The sequence below is a fragment of the Nocardia elegans NBRC 108235 genome (assembly GCF_001612845.1).
Lineage (GTDB): Bacteria > Actinomycetota > Actinomycetes > Mycobacteriales > Mycobacteriaceae > Nocardia > Nocardia nova.
Map to the genome: position 1 here is coordinate 1 of NZ_BDBF01000074.1, position 16603 is coordinate 16603.

Consider the following 16603-nt stretch of genomic DNA (forward strand, 5'->3'; position numbering starts at 1 on the left):
ATCGGGACGGTCGCGCAGTGGTCCTGGGCGCCCGCCGTGCGGGCTCGCGACACCGCGCTGCGGCTGATGCCCGGCTGGGCCATGCTGCGTGCCTTCGATCGGGCCCTCGACTGGAACCCGCCGCGCTGACCTGTGCGGGTCCGGCCGACAGCCCCCGCCGTCATCGTCCTGAACGGCGTTCAAGTATGCTTCCGAGCTGTGAACGAGGATCCGTTGAGCTGGTTGGACGAGCGTGCGGGTGACCGGGTGCGCGCCGGATTGCGGCGGCAGCTGCGGGCGCGACCGGCGCACAGCGATCTCATCGACCTCGCCTCCAACGACTACCTGGGCCTGTCCCGGCACCCCGAGGTGATCGCGGGCGCGGTCGAGGCGGTCCGGACCTGGGGCGCCGGTGCGACCGGATCGCGGCTGGTCACCGGCACCACGGTCGCGCACGAGGAATTCGAGGCCGACCTGGCCGACTTCGTCGGGGCGCAGGCGGGCCTGGTCTTCGCCTCCGGCTATGCCGCCAACCTCGGCATCGTCACCGCCTTGGCCGGGCGCGGCGCGCTGGTGGTCTCCGATGCCGGCAGCCACGCCTCGCTGGTCGACGCCTGCCGGCTCTCGCGGGCGCGGGTGGAGATCGCGCCGCATCGCGATGTCGAGGCGGTCGACCGGTTGCTGTCGCAGCGCACGGAGGACCGCGCGCTGGTGCTCACCGACTCGGTGTTCAGCGCCGACGGCGACCTCGCGCCGCTGGCCGATCTGCATCGGGTGGTCCGCGCGAACGGTGCGGTGCTGATCGTCGACGAGGCGCACGGCATCGGCGTGCGTGGCGACGGTGGCCGCGGCCTGGTGCAGGAACTCGGCCTGGCCGGGCAGCCGGACCTGATCGTGACCGCCACCTTGTCCAAAGCCCTTGCCGCGCAGGGCGGAATCGTGCTGTGCGACGAGCGGGTACGCGCCCACCTCATCGATACCGCGCGCACGTTCATCTTCGACACCGGATTGGCGCCCGCCGCGGTGGGCGCCGCACATGCGGCCCTGCGGCTGCTGCGCAAGGAACCGGAGCTGGGCGGGCGAGTGCTCACCCGGGCCGCCGATATCGCGCGCATCGCCGATGTGCCGCAACCGGATTCGGCGGTCGTCTCGGTGGTGCTGGGACAGGCGCAGGTCGCCTACGACGCCGCGCAGCAGTGCCGGGAGCGCGGTCTGAGCGTAGGTTGCTTCCGGCCGCCGTCGGTGCCGGAAGGCACCTCGCGGCTGCGGCTGACCGCGCGTGCCGATCTCACCGATGCCGAGATGGAGACCATCGCCACGGTGCTGGACGAGGTGCTGACCGCGGCGCGGGATCCGCAGGCCGCCTGAGTGATGCGAGCAACGACAGGAGCGAGGCGCTATGAGCAGGTTGATCGTCACGGGAACCTCGACCGATGTCGGGAAGACCGTCGTCACGGCCGCGCTGGCCGCGGCGGCGCGGTCGGCCGGGCGCACGGTCGCGGTATGCAAACCCGCACAGACCGGCGTGGCTCCGGGCGAACCCGGCGACCTCGCGGTGATCGAGCGGCTGTCGGGCGTGACCCGCACGCTGGAACTGGCCCGCTATCCCGAACCGCTGGCCCCCGACACCGCCGCCCGCCGCTGCGGGCAACCGTTGCTCACCCTCGGTGAGACGGTGGCCGGAATCGACTCGCTGGCCGATGCCGACCTCACGCTGATCGAGGGCGCGGGCGGACTGCTGGTTCGCGTCGGGGAGTTCACGCTGCTCGAACTGGCACAGAAACTGGACGCACCGGTACTGGTGGTGGCGGCCGCGGGCTTGGGCACCCTCAACCACAGCGAACTCACCACCCGAGCCCTCACCGCCGCCGGTGTGCGCTGCGCGGGACTGGTCATCGGATCCTGGCCGAGCGCACCGGATCTCGCCTCCGAATGCAACCGCACCGACCTGCCCGAGGTCACCGGTGTCGAGGTCGTCGGGGTGATTCCCGAGGGCGCCGGACAGTGGCTGCCCGAGCGATTCGCCGATACCGCCTCCGGCTGGTTCCACGCGGACTGGATGCGGCGATACCTCGGCTGAGCCGCCCGTGGCGGCGACGCCCAGGTTCGTGTCGGTGGGGCCTGGCAGGATGCGGGCATGAGCGCAACCGGGGAGGATGCCCGCGACTATGCCCTGTCGCTGCCGGAGACGTCGGAGCAATTCGCGTGGGGGATGCCCACTTTCCGGGTCGCGGGCAAGCTGTTTCTGACGCTGCCCGAGGCAGAGACCTCGATGGCGGTGCGCTGCCCGATCGTCGACCGCGACGAACTGGTCGTGGCCGAGCCCGGAAAATTCTGGATCGCCGCGCACGAGGCCGGTAACGCGTGGGTGCGTGCCCGGCTGGCCGCCCTGGACGACCGGGCCGAACTGGAGGCGATCATCCTCGATTCGTGGCGCCAGGCCGCACCCCGCAACCTCCTCGACGACCAGCGGTAATCGATATCGGGTATCACCGCGGCGCGGCACGGAAGGGATGCGCCGGTCGCGAACACCCTTACAGTGGGTGGGGATGTCCATGCGAGATCGGCACCCTTCCACGGTCGCGGATTACGACGATGCGCGACGGCGGGCCCGGCTGGCCGAAACCCGTGTGGGGCACCGCTCGCGGACGCTGGGGCGGACGCGGCGCGTGCTGCTGCGGGCGGCGCTGGTCCCGATCGTCGTACTGGTCGTGTTCGCGCAATATTGGCATTACGACGTTTCCCCCGAGCAGGCACGGCTGGCGCGCACCGATCCTGCGGTGCTGCCCGTCTCCGGCCCGGCCGCGGCGAGCGACCGCGACACCGCGGTGTTCGACCTCGTAGGCCTGGGTTCGCTCGATGCCTCCGATACCGCGCGCGCCCTGCCTTCACTGCGGCAACTGGGTTCGGTGTGGGCGGTGCGATACGACAACACCGGTATCGACACCAAGGTCATCAGCGATCTGATCATCCGCGTCACCGAGGCCGCCCGCATCCACAAGGTGATGCTGGTCGGCCACAGCATGGGCGGGGTGATCGCCCTCGAGATCGCCAAACACATCCACACCCACAGCACGCGCACCCTGTCGGGGGTGATCCTGGATTGCACGCCGGTCAACCTGGCCGCGGTGCGGCCGGAAAGCCGCGACCAGGGCGAGGATCTGCTGCGCTGGTTCGGTTGGTTCCCGGGCGCGCGGGAGAGCCGGGGGCTGCGACTGCTGGCGGAAACCTATTCCCGGCGTGACCAATTCGTCGACTATGGTTCCAGTCCGCCCGGCATCCGGATGGCGTCGCTGCGCCGCACCGTCACCGATGTGCTGCGGCAGAAGATCTTCAACACCGACGCCGCCAGCAACGGCCTCATCGAAGATCAGTTCAAGGCCATCGTCGCCAGCGGCGCGATCGACGACCTGCGCGCGCTGGCGAAACCGGCGGCCGGCAAACCCCGCCCGGCCGTCGCGTTCATCCGCCCGCACAATCCGTACCGGGATTCCGTCGTGGACGACGAATACACCCATCGCGCACTGATCGACACCGTCGGCGGTGTCGACGGCACACTCCTGGTGGTACTGACCCGCAGCACGGGCCACGCCGATCCGCGCCAACATCCCCGGGAATACAACACGGTGATCGCGCAGCAGATCGTGCCGTTCATCGGGCTGGTGCACTCCGAGCAGTCCATGGGCATGCCCTGACCCGCCGGTTCAGCGCACGGCGTCGTCGAAGGCCGGGCGAATTCCCGAGGGCGGCACCATGTTCCACCGCTCGAGGTGGGCCCGCACCTGCTCGGCGGCATCGATATTGAGTGGGCTCGACGTCCACAGCACATAGGGCAGATCGAGAAACCGCTGGTGCGTGACCGCGCGCAGCCGGTTGATTCCGGGTTTGGCGCGCAGCGCTTCCACCTTCTGGGCGAAGCTCTGCCCCGGATAGTCGACGAAGACGATGGCGTCCGGGTCGGCGGCGGCCAGGCGTTCCCACGACACCGTCGTCCACGTGTCGGCCACATCGTCGAGTGCGTTGCGGGCGCCCGCGGCCTCGAGTACGGCCTGGGGTCCGCCGAATCTGCCGCTGGAGAAGATGGTGTCGCTCGCGCTGTCGAAGACGAAGAGGGTCGGTGGCGTCGGGGCCCGCGGTGCCGCGCGCAGTCGCTCGAGGCGGGTATCGATGTCGGCGACGAGTGCGGTGGCCCGATCGGGACGGCCGGTGATCGCACCCAGGTTCGACAGATCCGCGCGCAGCGCCGCCCACGGCTCGACGGTGCCGCGCTGCCGCAGACCGGCGTGCGGGCGGCAGCTCTCGGTGAGGATGTAGGGGGCGATACCGTGGGCGCGCAGCGTATCCGGGGTGAGGTCGGTGGCCTCGCTGTAGCCGTAGTTCCAGCCGGCCACCATCACATCGGGGCGCTGGGCGAGCACCGTCTCCCGCGACGGCGAGGTCGGCGCGACATTGTTCAGGCGATCGACCACGTCACCGTAGTGCCGCCGCAGGGTCGCGACGTCCTGTTGCAGACCGGCCACGGCGGCCACCGAATCCTGTGCGCCCAACGCCAGCGTCATCGCGACCATATTGGTGTCGTTGACGAACATGCGCTGTGCCGGCGCCGGAAAGCGTGCCTGTTCACCGCAATTGGTCAGGGTCAGGTTGCCGTCCGAGGGCTGCGCGGGGCCGCACGCCACCAAGGACGCGACGGTCGACCCGACGGCGAGCCAACGCAGAATTCGCATATCGTCCACCTTCAACGGTTTTCGGGACTACAGCTGCCGGGTTCGCGGCGCCGACGAGGTTCGTGCACGGTGGACGGCCGGCATATGCGCCGCCGTTTCTCGACAGCGGTGACCCGTGTGGTGCCGGGATCACGATGACCGACGTCCGCGAGCGGCGGGTGGGCCCCGGCCGGCGTCGGTCGGTGCGGTCGGTTCGGGTCACCGCAGCGGTGCCGGTACCTCATCCCGCAGCCTCGGAATTCGGTTCCAGCAGTAGATGTGTCGCACCGGTCTCCGGATGCCGCACGCGCGCCGCGCGCACACCGAAGACCGTGGCGAGAACCTCGGAACTCAACGCCTCCCGGGGCGGACGCGGATCCGATGCGGATCCGTCGTGCACGACCAGCACCCGATCGCAGTATCGGTCGGCCAAGGTCAGATCGTGCAGGGCGACCACGACCGTGCGGTCCAGTCCCCGAACCAGATCCAGCAGCGCGAGCCGGTGGGTGATGTCCAGGTGATTGGTCGGCTCGTCCAGCAACAGCAGCGGACTCGCCTGCGCCAGCGCCCGGGCCAGCAGGACCCGCTGCCGCTCACCGCCGGACATCCGCCGCACCGGGCGCTCGGCGAAGCCGTCGAGATCGACCGCCGCCAAGGCCTCGCCGACCGCGCGGCGTTCGGCCGGACTACCGGCGCCCCACGGCGGCAGATACGGCGTGCGCCCCAAGGCGACCACCTCACCGGCGCACAGATCCGCCGGCGGCTGGTCGTCCTGTCCCACCATGGCGACCAGACGCGCGCGCCGTCGCGGCGACATCGCGTGCAGCGCTTCGCCGTTCACCAGGACCCGGCCCTGCCGTGGGCGCAGCAGTCCGCCCAGTGTGCGCAGCAGCGTGGATTTCCCGGCGCCGTTCGGCCCGACGATGCCGACCACTTCACCGGGCTCGACGCCGAAATCGATGCCTGTCAGCACGTCCCGGTGGCGGGGCCCGCATGCCAACTGCCGGACCCGGAGAACAGCGGGCGCGGGCTCCGCCGCCTTCGCAGCGGGCAGCCGCACACAGGCCACGGGTTCGGGCTCGCGGGTCCGGAGACGGCGGATCATGCCGCACCGAACCGGTAGTGCCGCCGACCCATCAGCAGCAGGAACACCGGTGCGCCGATCAGCCCGGTGAGCACACCGACCGGAATTTCGATGGGCCGCACCAGGACCCGGGCCGCCGCGTCGGCCACGACCAGGAACAGCGCACCGCACAGCGCGGCGACCGGTAGTAATCGCCGATGGGTGGAGCCCACCAGCATCCGCGCCGCATGCGGTACCACCAAACCCACGAAACCGATCCCGCCGGACACCGCCACCAGGACGCCGACCAGAATCGCCAGCCCGGTGAACAGCCCGTAGCGCACGGCCCGCACCGGCACTCCCACCGATGCGGCGGTATCGGCGCCCACGCTCAGCGCGTCGAGCCAGCCGTGTACGGCGAACAGCGCCGCGCCCGCGACCGCGACCACGGTGGCGGGCATCGCGATTCGGGTCCAATCCGCCCCGGCCAGGCTGCCGAGCAGCCAGAACAGCACCGACTGCGCGGCCTTCGGATCGGCGCTGCGGAAGATGAGATAGCTGCTCAGTGCCGAAAACGCCGATCCCAGCACCGTTCCGGTCAACACGAGACGCAGCGGCGTCAATCCGCCCTGCGCCATCGCGATCGCGAAAACCGTTGCCGCCGCGACCAAGGCGCCGACGAGCGCGCCGCCCGACAGCGCCCAGATTCCCGCCCCCGCGAACAGGCCCGACGTGATCACGGCCGCGGCGCCCACCCCCGCGCCCGAGGACACACCCAGCAGATAGGGATCGGCCAGGGGATTGCGCACCAAGGTCTGCATGGCGGCACCGGCGAGCGCCAGTCCCGCGCCGACCACGGCGGCCAGTATCGTGCGCGGCACCCGCAACTGCCACACGATGGTGTCGAAGGCGGAATCGACCGCACCGCCGCCGCCCAGATGTCCGCCCAGCACCTCGACCACCGCTCGAATCGGCAGCGGTTCGGCGCCGCACGCGGTCGCCGCGACCATCGCGACGAGCAGCGACGCCAGCGTCAGGGGAACGACGATCGTTGTCCGGACGCGGTTCATCGCCGGAACTCCACAGGCATCACGCGACCTTTTCAGAGCAGTGCCCGGCGACCGAGGTCTGACTCCCGCACCGGTCCGCATCAGCGGCCGCCGCGGTCACAGTGGCGCGACCGTCCCGGATTCCCACCGGATTCCCGCGCCGCCGGGGATGACGGTCCCGAATACTACCGTCCGAAATGTCCGGCTAGCGCACCCGGCTCCCGAGCAGATGCAGCACCCCGCCCACGAACAACTGCAATCCGAAGTCGAACCGCTCGGTGGCCGAGGTGTTCTCGTAGAGCGGGGAATCCTCCTCCGCCAGTGCGCCCGCGGAATCCATCTGCATCCGCGACTGCTCGTCCACCGTCTCGCCGAGTACGTAGTACAGCAGCGTGTAGGCGGCCAGATCGGCCTCCTCGCGCGTCATGCCGCCGCGAATCATCGCACTGGCCAAGCGTTCCCGGCCCTTGCTGGTGGTCAGCCGGGAAGCGTAGGTGGCCGAGACCACCTCCGCGCCGTCGCGATACGCCAGCAGGCACGAACGCAGCCGATGCGCCAGTTCGCTGATCTGGCCCGGCCAGTCCTCGGCGGCGACGGGCTCGTCCATCGGGGTGAGGATGCGGTCGGCGACCGCGCCGAGCAGCGCCTGCTTGTTCGGGAAATGCCAGTACAGCGCCCCCGGCTGCACGTGCAGAGCGGTGGCGAGGCGGCGCATGGTCAGATCGGCGAGCCCGTACTGATCGAGGATGGCGATGGCGCCGTCGATCACATCCGCCCGATGTAGCTGCACTTCTACCCCTCGCATGTTTTGACTCACTGACCCCGCTACCCTAGCCTGAACACCGTTCAAGTTGCACGGCCGCACCGGCCGGGAGAAGGGATTCGTGCTGTGACGCAGGCACCCGTGAAGACCGACATTCTGGCCACCGCGCGTGAGCAGGTGCTCGAACGTGGCGTCGGGCTGACCCAGGAGCAGACCCTCGAGGTGCTGCGTCTGGGCGACGACCAGCTCGAGGCGCTGCTGGAGCTCGCGCACGAGGTGCGGATGAAGTGGTGCGGCCCCGAGGTCGAGGTCGAGGGCATCATCTCGCTCAAGACCGGCGGCTGCCCCGAGGACTGCCACTTCTGCTCGCAGTCGGGTCTGTTCCAGTCGCCGGTGCGCGCCGCCTGGCTCGACATCCCGAGCCTGGTCGAGGCCGCGAAGCAGACCGCCAAGACCGGCGCGACCGAATTCTGCATCGTCGCCGCCGTGCGCGGTCCGGACGAGCGGCTGATGGCGCAGGTCGCCGCCGGCGTCGAGGCCATTCGCAACGAGGTCGACATCCAGGTCGCCTGCTCGCTGGGCATGCTCAACCAGGAACAGGTCGATCAGCTCGCCGCCATGGGCGTGCACCGGTACAACCACAACCTCGAGACCTCCCGCTCGCACTTCCCGAACGTGGTCACCACCCACACCTGGGAGGAGCGCTGGGACACCCTGCGCATGGTGCGTGAGGCCGGTATGGAGGTGTGCTGCGGCGGCATCCTCGGTATGGGCGAAACCCTGGAGCAGCGGGCCGAATTCGCCGCCAATCTGGCGGAATTGGAGCCCGACGAGGTTCCGTTGAACTTCCTCAACCCGCGCCCGGGCACCCCCTTCGGTGACCTCGAGGTGCTGCCCGCGGCCGACGCGCTGCGCGCCGTCGCCGCGTTCCGGCTCGCGCTGCCGCGCACCATCCTGCGCTTCGCCGGCGGCCGCGAGATCACCCTGGGCGACCTCGGCGCCAAGCAGGGCATCCTGGGCGGGATCAACGCCGTCATCGTCGGCAACTACCTGACCACGCTCGGTCGTCCCGCCGAGGCGGACCTGGACCTGCTCACCGATCTGAAGATGCCGATCAAGGCGCTCAACGAGACCCTCTGAGCGCCCGCGGCCGCGGCGGTTCGGGTATTGTCGAGCAGCTGGAGAGCTGCACTTCATAAGGGGTTTCGCGAATGGTGGTCCAGATGCCACAGCCTGATATGCAAGAGCGCTACAACCCGTACACGGGGAAGCGGATCGTCGTGGGTCTCGACGATCCGGTGCCGGCGGCCGCGGCCCTGGGCCTGGAACCGCCGCGTTACTGCGAGCACTGCGGCCGCCGGATGATCGTGCAGGTGAGTCCGGATGGCTGGTGGGCGAAATGCTCCCGGCACGGGGTGATCGATTCCCACAGCCTGGACCATCGCTGATGACCTCCCGCGGCGCCGCCGCAGCCTCTCCCGCACCGCGCGAGCTGCGCGCGGCGCTGGGAATCGTCGCGGCGGTGCTGGTGGTCAGCATCATCGGCGGCGGAGTGTGGGCCATGCTCGCCCCGACCGAGAAGGTCTTCGTCGTCGAACCCGGTAGCGGTATGGCGCTCACCGGTGAAAGCGCGCACCGCTTCGACGCGGTCGCGATCTTCGGCTGCGTCGGCTTCGTGGCCGGCTTGCTCACCGCCGCCGCCGTGTGGCGCCGGCGCGTGATGCGCGGGCCGATCATGCTGGTGAGTCTGCTGATCGGCTCGCTGGCCGGGGCCTGGCTGATGTCGTGGTTCGGCGAACAGGTCGCGCGCTGGATCCACCCCCGCTCACACAACCCGCCCGTGCACACGGTCGTGGAGCTCGCGCCCACTGTCGAAGGCTGGACCGCCCTCCTGCTGCAACCGCTGATCGCCGGACTGGTCATCCTCCTGCTGTCGGCGCTGAGCACCTCCGAGGACCTCGGGAGCGGCCGTGGCGACACGGCGGAACCCGCACCCCGCACGCCACTCTCCGAGGTGACCTACGGGCCCTACCATCGGCCCGGGTCCTATCAGAACGCCGATTCGCAGCGCTGAATCGCGCCGACCACGTTGCGCCACTGGGTGAATGCTGTCGTGCGCGGCATGGCTGACCGCTGCCGGCGGCCCGGATCGCCGGTTATTCGATGGCGATCCGGGCTCGCGGTGGTTACCGTTGCGCCGGATCAGCCAGGAGGGGAGGTGTATACGAATGGCAGGAACGAACGCGCGAATCGGAAGTGATTGCGCGGCAACCGAACAGCTCGAACGTCCCGATCTCACCGCGTGGCGGCGTCGGCACGAACTTCGCCGGTCCGCTGCGGCGCAGCCGGTGGCGAACAAGCGCACCTATCGGCGCACGGTCAAGCATCGGGATCGGCAGTGGTGAGCCGGCGGTAGGGGATTCACCGTCCGTCGTGGGTGGCGTGGTATTCGGATTCGATCTTCTTCTCCTGGCGTCGTTCCCGCAGCTTCCACACGATCAGTGCCACGACGACGATCACCACGACCGCGATCGCCATATCGCGGCCGACGGTCTTCGCCACCTTCTCGTAGGAATTGCCGGCGATGTAGCCGAGGACCACGAAGGTCGTTCCCCAGACGATGCCGCCGAAGGCGTTGAACGAGAGGAACCTCGGATAGGGCATGCGGGAGGCGCCCACCAGGGCCGGCATCACCGCGCGGAAGAAGGCGGTGAAGCGGCCGAGGAAGACCGCCCAGCCGCCGCGGCGGGCGAGGAACTCCTGAGCGTTGTCCAGGCGACCGCGGTGCTTGTCCAGGTACGAGGCGGCGAGCAGGCGGCTGCCGAAATGTTTGCCCACCTCGTAGCCCACCGAGTCGCCGATGATCGCCGCGGCCACCACCAGCAGAATCATCGCCCACAGCAGGACATGCCCCTGGCTGGCCGCGACACCGCCGAGGACGGCCGCCGTCTCGCCCGGAATCACGAAGCCGACGAAGATCGCGTCCTCGGCGAAGACGAGCAGGCCCACCGTCAGGTAGATCCACACCGGCGCGATATCGAGAATCCGGTGCATCAGCGATTCCATTCCGCCGACGCTACCGTGCGCGGACCACAGGCGTCGGCGGCGGTCGGCGCGCATCGTTCGCAGTGACCCCGCTGCCCGCAGGCGGTCCGCTCACACAGCGCGGAGACCGCTCACCCCGGCGGCCGCAACGCCGCGAATTCGTCGGTGACCCGAATCTCGTCGTCGGTGAACCGATAGACCGCCGCCGGCCGCCCGCCCGACTTACCCGGCGCGGCGGTCTCCCCGGTCGGCGTGATCACTTTGCGGCGGCTCAGCACGCGCTGCAGATTCGTGGTGTCGACCTCGTAACCCAGAGCGGTGCAATAGATTTCGCGCAAGGTCGACATGGTGAACGTCGAAGGCGCCAGGGCGAAGGCGATATTGGTGTACGACAGCTTCGCCGCCAGCCGGGTGCGGGCGTGGTGGACGACGGTGCCGTGGTCGAACGACATGTTCGGCAGCGCGGAAACCGGATGCCAGCGGGTGTCGGCGGGCAGTTGCGGGTCCGCGGTCAGCGGCACCAGACCCAGGTAGGCCGAGGCGATACGGCGCACCCCGGGCACGCGATGCGGATCACTGAAGACAGACAGCTGCTCGATATGCCACAGCTCCCGCACGTCGACCTTCTCGGCCAGCTGACGGCGGGCGGAGGTGTCGAGATCCTCGTCGTCGCGCAGCCGGCCGCCGGGCAGCGACCAGGTACCGGTCTGCGGTTCCATCGCCCGCTGCCACAGCAGCACCCCGAGTTCGGTGCGTCGCCCATGATTGCCGCGCGGACTCTGTGGATCCACCGGTTCGCTCGCAATTACCGAGCGATCACCCTCCGGACCTGCGGTGACGGTGTCCATGAAGCGACGAACCTGGAACACCGCGGTGAGCGATTCGTGAATGGTGCTACTATGGGCCACGTTTTCGATTGTAAGTCGAAAACCGGGTTGAAGCTAATCGGCCCGGGGTGATGCGACCGGTGAGGGTGCCGGGCGCATGAGGAAGGAGCATGCCATGGCGTCACCGACGCAGGCATTCGCAGCGCAGGTCGTCGACGGTCCGGCCGGTTACGGCGGAGTCGAGGCCACACCGGAGTGGGCGGCCGAGATCAAGCGACTCGCGCGCGAGCGCAACGCCACCATCCTGGCGCACAACTACGAACTACCCGAGATCCAGGACATCGCCGATCACGTCGGCGATTCCCTCGCACTGTCGCGGATCGCCGCCGATGTCCCCGAGGACACCATCGTGTTCTGCGGTGTGCACTTCATGGCCGAGACCGCGAAGATCCTGAGCCCGGACAAGACCGTGCTGATTCCGGATCAACGCGCCGGATGTTCACTGGCCGACTCCATCACCGCCGACGAACTGCGCGAGTGGAAGGCCGAGCATCCCGGCGCCGTGGTGGTGTCGTACGTGAACACCACCGCCGCGGTGAAAGCCCTCACCGACATCTGCTGCACCTCGTCCAACGCCGTCGACGTGGTCGCGTCGATCGACCCCGGCCGCGAGGTGCTGTTCCTGCCCGACCAGTTCCTCGGCGCGCACGTCAAGCGCGTCACCGGTCGCGAGAACATGCACATCTGGGCCGGTGAATGCCACGTGCACGCGGGGATCAACGGCGACGAGCTCACCGAACAGGCCCGCACTCATCCCGATGCGGAACTGTTCGTGCACCCCGAGTGCGGGTGTGCCACGTCGGCTCTCTACCTCGCCGGCGAGGGTGCCTTCCCGGCCGACCGGGTGCACATCCTGTCCACCGGCGGCATGATCGACGCCGCCAAGAACGCGCAATCGAAGCAGGTGCTGGTCGCGACCGAGGTCGGCATGCTGCATCAGCTGCGCAAGGCCGCGCCGGACATCGACTTCCAGGCGGTCAACGATCGCGCCGCCTGTAAGTACATGAAGATGATCACCCCGGCGGCGCTGTTGCGATGCCTGACCGACAACGTCGACGAGGTGCACGTCGATCCGGAAACCGCAGCGCTGGCACGTAATTCGGTGCAGCGCATGATCGCCATCGGCAATCCCGGCGGCGGCGAATAGCACCGGCACCCGCCTCCGGGCGGGCCGGAAAGGTTCGATCGATGATGATGACGCCTTCGATCGGCTGGGAAGCCGAAGCTGATCTGGTGGTGATCGGTGGCGGTGTCGCGGGTTTGACCGCGGCCCGCACCGCCTCGCTGCGGGGGTTGCGGGTCCTGACCCTGAGCAAGGGCGGCCCGACGGATACGTCCACGCAATACGCACAGGGTGGTATCGCGGTCGTCGCGCCGGACGGCGACACCGTCGACTCCCATGTCGCCGACACCGTCGACGCCGGGGCGGGACTGTGCGACGCGCAGGCGGTGCGCTCCATCGTGGCGGGCGGCCGGGATGCCGTCGCGGCGCTGACCGACCTGGGCGCGGTCTTCGATCTCGGCCGCGACGGCCAGGTATCGCGCACCCGCGAGGGTGGGCACAGCACTCGCCGCATCATTCACGCCGGTGGTGACGCCACCGGCGCCGAGGTGCAGCGCGCGCTCAACGCCGCCGGCCTGCCGGTGCTGTTCGGCACCGCTGCCCTCGACATCGTCACCGGGCCCGACGGTGTGCGCGGTGTGATCGTGGTGTCGGACCAGGGTTTCGGCATCGTGCACACACCGGCCGTCCTGCTGGCCACCGGCGGTCTCGGCCAGCTCTACGCCTGCAGTACCAATCCGCCCGGCGCCACGGCCGACGGCATCGCGCTGGCGCTGCGGGCCGGTGCGCTGGTCGCCGATCTGGAATTCGTGCAGTTCCACCCCACCGTGCTGTTCAGTCCCGGCGGGCTGGGCCGGCGGCCGCTGATCAGCGAGGCGGTGCGCGGCGAGGGCGCGGTGCTGGTCGATTCGAACGGTGATTCGGTGACCGCCGGTGTCGATCCGCGGGGCGATCTGGCACCGCGCGATATCGTCTCCAAGGCCATCGCCGCCCGGATGCGACAGCTCGGCACCGATCACGTGTATCTCGACGCCCGCGCGATCGACGGTTTCGCACAACGGTTTCCGACGATCACCACCTCGTGCCGCGCCGCGGGCCTCGATCCGCGTGCCGACCTGATCCCGGTCGCGCCGGCCGCGCATTTCCAGTGCGGCGGGGTCGTCACCGATACGCACGGGCGCACCGCCGTCGCCGGCCTGTACGCGGCCGGCGAGGTGGCGCGCACCGGTCTGCACGGCGCGAACCGGCTGGCATCGAACAGCCTGCTCGAGGGCCTGGTCGTCGGCGAGCGAGTGGGTGCCGCGGCGGCCGAGCGGACCGCCTCCGCATCGGAGGTGACCGCGGTGCCGGAGCTGTCGTTGCCGCGCATCGACCGCACCGCCCTGCAACAGTTGATGTCGGCACACGCCGGCGTGGTGCGCGACGGTGACGGGCTGCGCGGGGCGATGCTGCGCGTCCTGCATCTGCGCGGTGGCGGATCCGGGAAATCCGAGGCCGCGGATGCTACGGAAGGCGCTGCGGCACAAGGGGTTCCCGGCGCGGAGCCGTCCGGTCCCGCGGACGACGGAAGCGGCCGCGCGACCGCTGCGCCGGAAACGGCCGCGCCGCACGCGGTTTCGCGGCTCCACGGCGAACAGGCCGGCGTGCTGGCCGCGGTGGAGGACGCCGCCCTGACCCTGACCGCGCGCACCCTGCTCCTCGCGGCCACCGCCCGCGCCGAAAGCCGCGGCTGCCATACCCGATCCGATTACCCCGATCCGCGCGAGGAGTTGCGGCGCAGCGTCGCGATCCGGCTCGGTGACGACGGCCGCCCGCAGGTCGTCGCCGATCCGCTCCCCGCCGCGGACCCGCTGCCGGCGGTGAGCACTCGATGACCGCCGCCACGCACCACCTGCTGAGGAGTAGATGATGGCACTGGACCCGCAACTCGACCCCGGGGAACTGCGCACCCTGATCCGCACCGCCCTCGATGAGGATCTGCGCTACGGGCCCGATATCACCTCGGCCGCAACGGTTCCCGCCGAGGCGACCGTCAAGGCCGCGATGGTCTCACGCCAGCCGGGCACGGTGGCCGGCATCGATGTCGGGCTGCTGGTACTCGACGAGGTGATCGGCGCCGGGAACTACGAGGTGACCGATCGCGTCGCCGACGGCACCCGCGTCGGCCCCGGCGACGCGGTGCTGACGGTCGTCGCGCCGACCCGGCAGCTGCTGACCGCCGAGCGCACCATGCTCAACCTGGTCACCCACATGTCCGGAATCGCCACCGCCACCGCCGCCTGGGTGGATGCGGTCGAGGGCACCGAGTGCCGCATCCGCGACAGCCGCAAAACCCTGCCGGGGCTGCGTGCGCTGCAGAAGTATGCGGTGCGCGTCGGTGGTGGCGTCAACCATCGGATGGGCCTCGGCGACGCCGCCCTGATCAAGGACAACCACGTCGTGGCCGCCGGATCGGTGGTCGCCGCGCTGCGTGCGGTGCGCGAACTGGATCCCGATATCGAATGTGAGGTCGAGGTCGACAGCCTCGATCAGCTCGACGCCGTCCTCGCCGAGGATGTGGAACTGGTGCTGCTGGACAACTTCCCGCTGTGGGCCACCCAGGCCGCCGTCCAGCGTCGCAACAGCCGCTCGCCGCGCACGAAACTCGAATCCTCCGGCGGGCTCTCCCTCGAGTCCGCCGCCGACTACGCGCGCACCGGCGTCGACTATCTGGCGGTCGGCGCCCTCACTCATTCGGTGCGGGTGCTGGATCTCGGCCTGGACATGTGAGGGGGATCAGCTGGTGAGTTCGCGCTCCAGCGGGGTGCGGAAGCGGGGGATGGCGCGCACGTCGCCGTACCAGGCGGCGGTGCGCTCGACCTCGGCGTCGATCAGCGCTTTCGCATCGGCGCCGACGTCCTCCATCAGCCGCCAGGCGATCTCGCCGTCGGCGCGCTGAGCCCAGCCGCCGACGATGCGGCCGTCCACCCAGATGCTCGGGCCGATATTGCCGTTGGTGTCGAACAGGGCCGGCGCGTGCGGGCCGAGGAACCAGTCGCGCGACTGCCAGCCCATCGGAGTCGGATCCAGGGCCGGCAGGAGCGCCGCCCACGGTTCGGTCTCGGGTTCGGGATCCGTATCGTCGGACAGCATCACTCCGGGCCGGCCGTCGAGGTCGACTTCGGTGAGGTCGAGACTCGAAAGCGTCTTGCGCACATCCGTTTTCGTCCACCCGGTCCACCAGGTCAGATCCTCGACGGGAGCCGGTCCGAAGCTGCGCAGCCAGCGGCGGGCCAGTTCGGCGCGCGCCGCGTCGAGTGCGATCGGCGCGGCGTCGGCGGGTAGCCATGTCTCGCGCGGCGCCCAGGTGTACTGGCTGCTGGTCCAGCCGCCGTTGGGGCGGCCGCGCACGATCAGCCCGTCGCACCCGAGGATGAGCAGCACCCAGGTGGTGATGTTGGTGGGTTTCGAATACGGCTTGCCGGGTGCGGTGTCGACCTGGGTGCGCAGCCGGGGCACGGCGGCCGACAGTTGCGCGCCGGTCGCACTGCCTCGGGCCAGCAGTTCACGATGGGTCTCGTCGGCCACGTCGGCCAGCCAGGCATCGATATCGCCCTCGACGGCCTGGGTCAGATACTTCCCGTAGGCGCGGCGCTGCTTGATCGCGAGCGCGTCGGCCACCGCGGCCTGCAGGACGGGAACCAGGCCGACCGGCACGACGAACATGGTCCGGCGCATCGCCAGCAGCCGCAGCAGCGACCGATCCTCGTAGAGGGCGCGCTCCACGTCCGCCGGAGCCAGGCCCCGCGTGCGGGCACACACCGCGAGGTACACCGTCGCGGGATCGGTGGCGTGCAGGGCGACCATCGAATCGGCGATATCCGCGGGATCGGTACCTCGGGATTCGACAGCGAGCCGATGCCGCCGCGCCAGCCGCGCGCGTCGCTGAGCGACCGTAATCGAACGCATGGGCGAATCCTAGCCTGCTCGGTCCGCGTCGAGGACGACATCCGCACCCGCAGTAGTGGGAAGGATGTGGGACACGTTGTCGTTGATCATGAGGCGAACG

At 69.8% G+C, this 16603-nt stretch carries 18 protein-coding genes; 11 read left to right on the forward strand and 7 right to left on the reverse strand.

Annotated elements, in window-relative coordinates:
- The first annotated feature begins 198 nt into the window (after positions 1–198).
- The 4 genes from NE2_RS32240 to NE2_RS32255 all read left to right on the forward strand — a co-directional run bounded on the left by NE2_RS32240 (position 199) and on the right by NE2_RS32255 (position 3674).
- Positions 199–1347, forward strand: coding sequence for an 8-amino-7-oxononanoate synthase (locus tag NE2_RS32240; RefSeq protein ID WP_063032253.1), 1149 nt, complete (start codon positions 199–201; stop codon positions 1345–1347).
- 31 nt (positions 1348–1378) lie between these two features.
- A complete protein-coding gene (gene bioD, locus NE2_RS32245) occupies positions 1379–2059 on the forward strand; it encodes a dethiobiotin synthase (protein WP_063032255.1) in 681 nt (226 codons plus the stop codon).
- A 57-nt stretch (positions 2060–2116) separates the two neighbouring features.
- On the forward strand, positions 2117–2455 hold the full coding sequence (locus tag NE2_RS32250) for an MmcQ/YjbR family DNA-binding protein (RefSeq protein WP_063032257.1): 339 nt from the start codon (positions 2117–2119) through the stop codon (positions 2453–2455).
- A 73-nt stretch (positions 2456–2528) separates the two neighbouring features.
- Positions 2529–3674 (forward strand): alpha/beta fold hydrolase, encoded by a 1146-nt coding sequence (locus tag NE2_RS32255; RefSeq protein ID WP_063032259.1) that lies wholly within the window; start codon positions 2529–2531, stop codon positions 3672–3674.
- Between the two features lie 9 nt (positions 3675–3683).
- On the opposite strand, the gene NE2_RS32260 is transcribed toward NE2_RS32255, so the two are convergent.
- The 4 genes from NE2_RS32260 to NE2_RS32275 all read right to left on the reverse strand — a co-directional run bounded on the left by NE2_RS32260 (position 3684) and on the right by NE2_RS32275 (position 7587).
- Entirely contained in the window at positions 3684–4706 is a 1023-nt protein-coding gene (locus NE2_RS32260; RefSeq protein ID WP_063032282.1) for an ABC transporter substrate-binding protein, read from the reverse strand.
- Between the two features lie 220 nt (positions 4707–4926).
- Positions 4927–5790 carry an ABC transporter ATP-binding protein gene (locus NE2_RS32265; RefSeq protein WP_084494482.1) on the reverse strand — a complete coding sequence of 288 codons (864 nt, stop codon included), beginning with the start codon at positions 5788–5790 and terminating at the stop codon, positions 4927–4929.
- The gene (locus NE2_RS32270) at positions 5787–6818 is read right to left on the reverse strand and encodes a FecCD family ABC transporter permease (RefSeq protein ID WP_063032261.1); all 1032 of its coding nucleotides are present in this window, start codon (positions 6816–6818) and stop codon (positions 5787–5789) included. The genes NE2_RS32265 and NE2_RS32270 overlap by 4 nt, the downstream gene beginning before the upstream one ends.
- Positions 6819–7002: 184 nt before the next feature.
- The gene (locus tag NE2_RS32275) at positions 7003–7587 is read right to left on the reverse strand and encodes a TetR family transcriptional regulator (RefSeq protein ID WP_030514662.1); all 585 of its coding nucleotides are present in this window, start codon (positions 7585–7587) and stop codon (positions 7003–7005) included.
- A gap of 99 nt (positions 7588–7686) precedes the next feature.
- Here NE2_RS32275 and bioB point away from each other — a divergent pair, with 99 nt between their 5' ends.
- From bioB to NE2_RS36485, 4 genes are all read left to right on the forward strand, one after another.
- A complete protein-coding gene (gene bioB, locus NE2_RS32280; RefSeq protein WP_030514661.1) occupies positions 7687–8700 on the forward strand; it encodes a biotin synthase BioB in 1014 nt (337 codons plus the stop codon).
- An 83-nt stretch (positions 8701–8783) separates the two neighbouring features.
- Positions 8784–9008 (forward strand): biotin synthase auxiliary protein BsaP, encoded by a 225-nt coding sequence (bsaP, locus tag NE2_RS32285; protein ID WP_030514660.1) that lies wholly within the window; start codon positions 8784–8786, stop codon positions 9006–9008.
- Positions 9008–9634, forward strand: a complete 627-nt coding sequence (locus NE2_RS32290) for a DUF2567 domain-containing protein (RefSeq protein WP_063032263.1) — start codon at positions 9008–9010, stop codon at positions 9632–9634. The genes bsaP and NE2_RS32290 overlap by 1 nt, the downstream gene beginning before the upstream one ends.
- Positions 9635–9788: 154 nt before the next feature.
- Positions 9789–9965 carry a hypothetical protein gene (locus tag NE2_RS36485; RefSeq protein ID WP_167356813.1) on the forward strand — a complete coding sequence of 59 codons (177 nt, stop codon included), beginning with the start codon at positions 9789–9791 and terminating at the stop codon, positions 9963–9965.
- 16 nt (positions 9966–9981) lie between these two features.
- Here the strand turns inward: NE2_RS36485 and NE2_RS32295 are convergent, their stop codons facing one another.
- Positions 9982–10626 (reverse strand): DedA family protein, encoded by a 645-nt coding sequence (locus NE2_RS32295; RefSeq protein WP_063032285.1) that lies wholly within the window; start codon positions 10624–10626, stop codon positions 9982–9984.
- Positions 10627–10736: 110 nt separating this feature from the next.
- A complete protein-coding gene (locus NE2_RS32300; RefSeq protein WP_030514657.1) occupies positions 10737–11513 on the reverse strand; it encodes an NUDIX hydrolase in 777 nt (258 codons plus the stop codon).
- A 94-nt stretch (positions 11514–11607) separates the two neighbouring features.
- Between NE2_RS32300 and nadA the strand changes: the two genes are divergently transcribed.
- The 3 genes from nadA to nadC are packed head-to-tail and all read left to right on the forward strand — an operon-like array spanning position 11608 to position 15324.
- A complete protein-coding gene (nadA, locus tag NE2_RS32305; protein WP_063032265.1) occupies positions 11608–12639 on the forward strand; it encodes a quinolinate synthase NadA in 1032 nt (343 codons plus the stop codon).
- 44 nt (positions 12640–12683) lie between these two features.
- The gene (locus tag NE2_RS32310; RefSeq protein ID WP_063032287.1) at positions 12684–14429 is read left to right on the forward strand and encodes an L-aspartate oxidase; all 1746 of its coding nucleotides are present in this window, start codon (positions 12684–12686) and stop codon (positions 14427–14429) included.
- 34 nt (positions 14430–14463) lie between these two features.
- The gene (gene nadC / locus NE2_RS32315; RefSeq protein WP_030514654.1) at positions 14464–15324 is read left to right on the forward strand and encodes a carboxylating nicotinate-nucleotide diphosphorylase; all 861 of its coding nucleotides are present in this window, start codon (positions 14464–14466) and stop codon (positions 15322–15324) included.
- Positions 15325–15330: 6 nt separating this feature from the next.
- Here the strand turns inward: nadC and NE2_RS32320 are convergent, their stop codons facing one another.
- Entirely contained in the window at positions 15331–16503 is a 1173-nt protein-coding gene (locus NE2_RS32320) for a winged helix DNA-binding domain-containing protein (RefSeq protein WP_063032267.1), read from the reverse strand.
- Between the last annotated feature and the right edge of the window lie 100 nt (positions 16504–16603).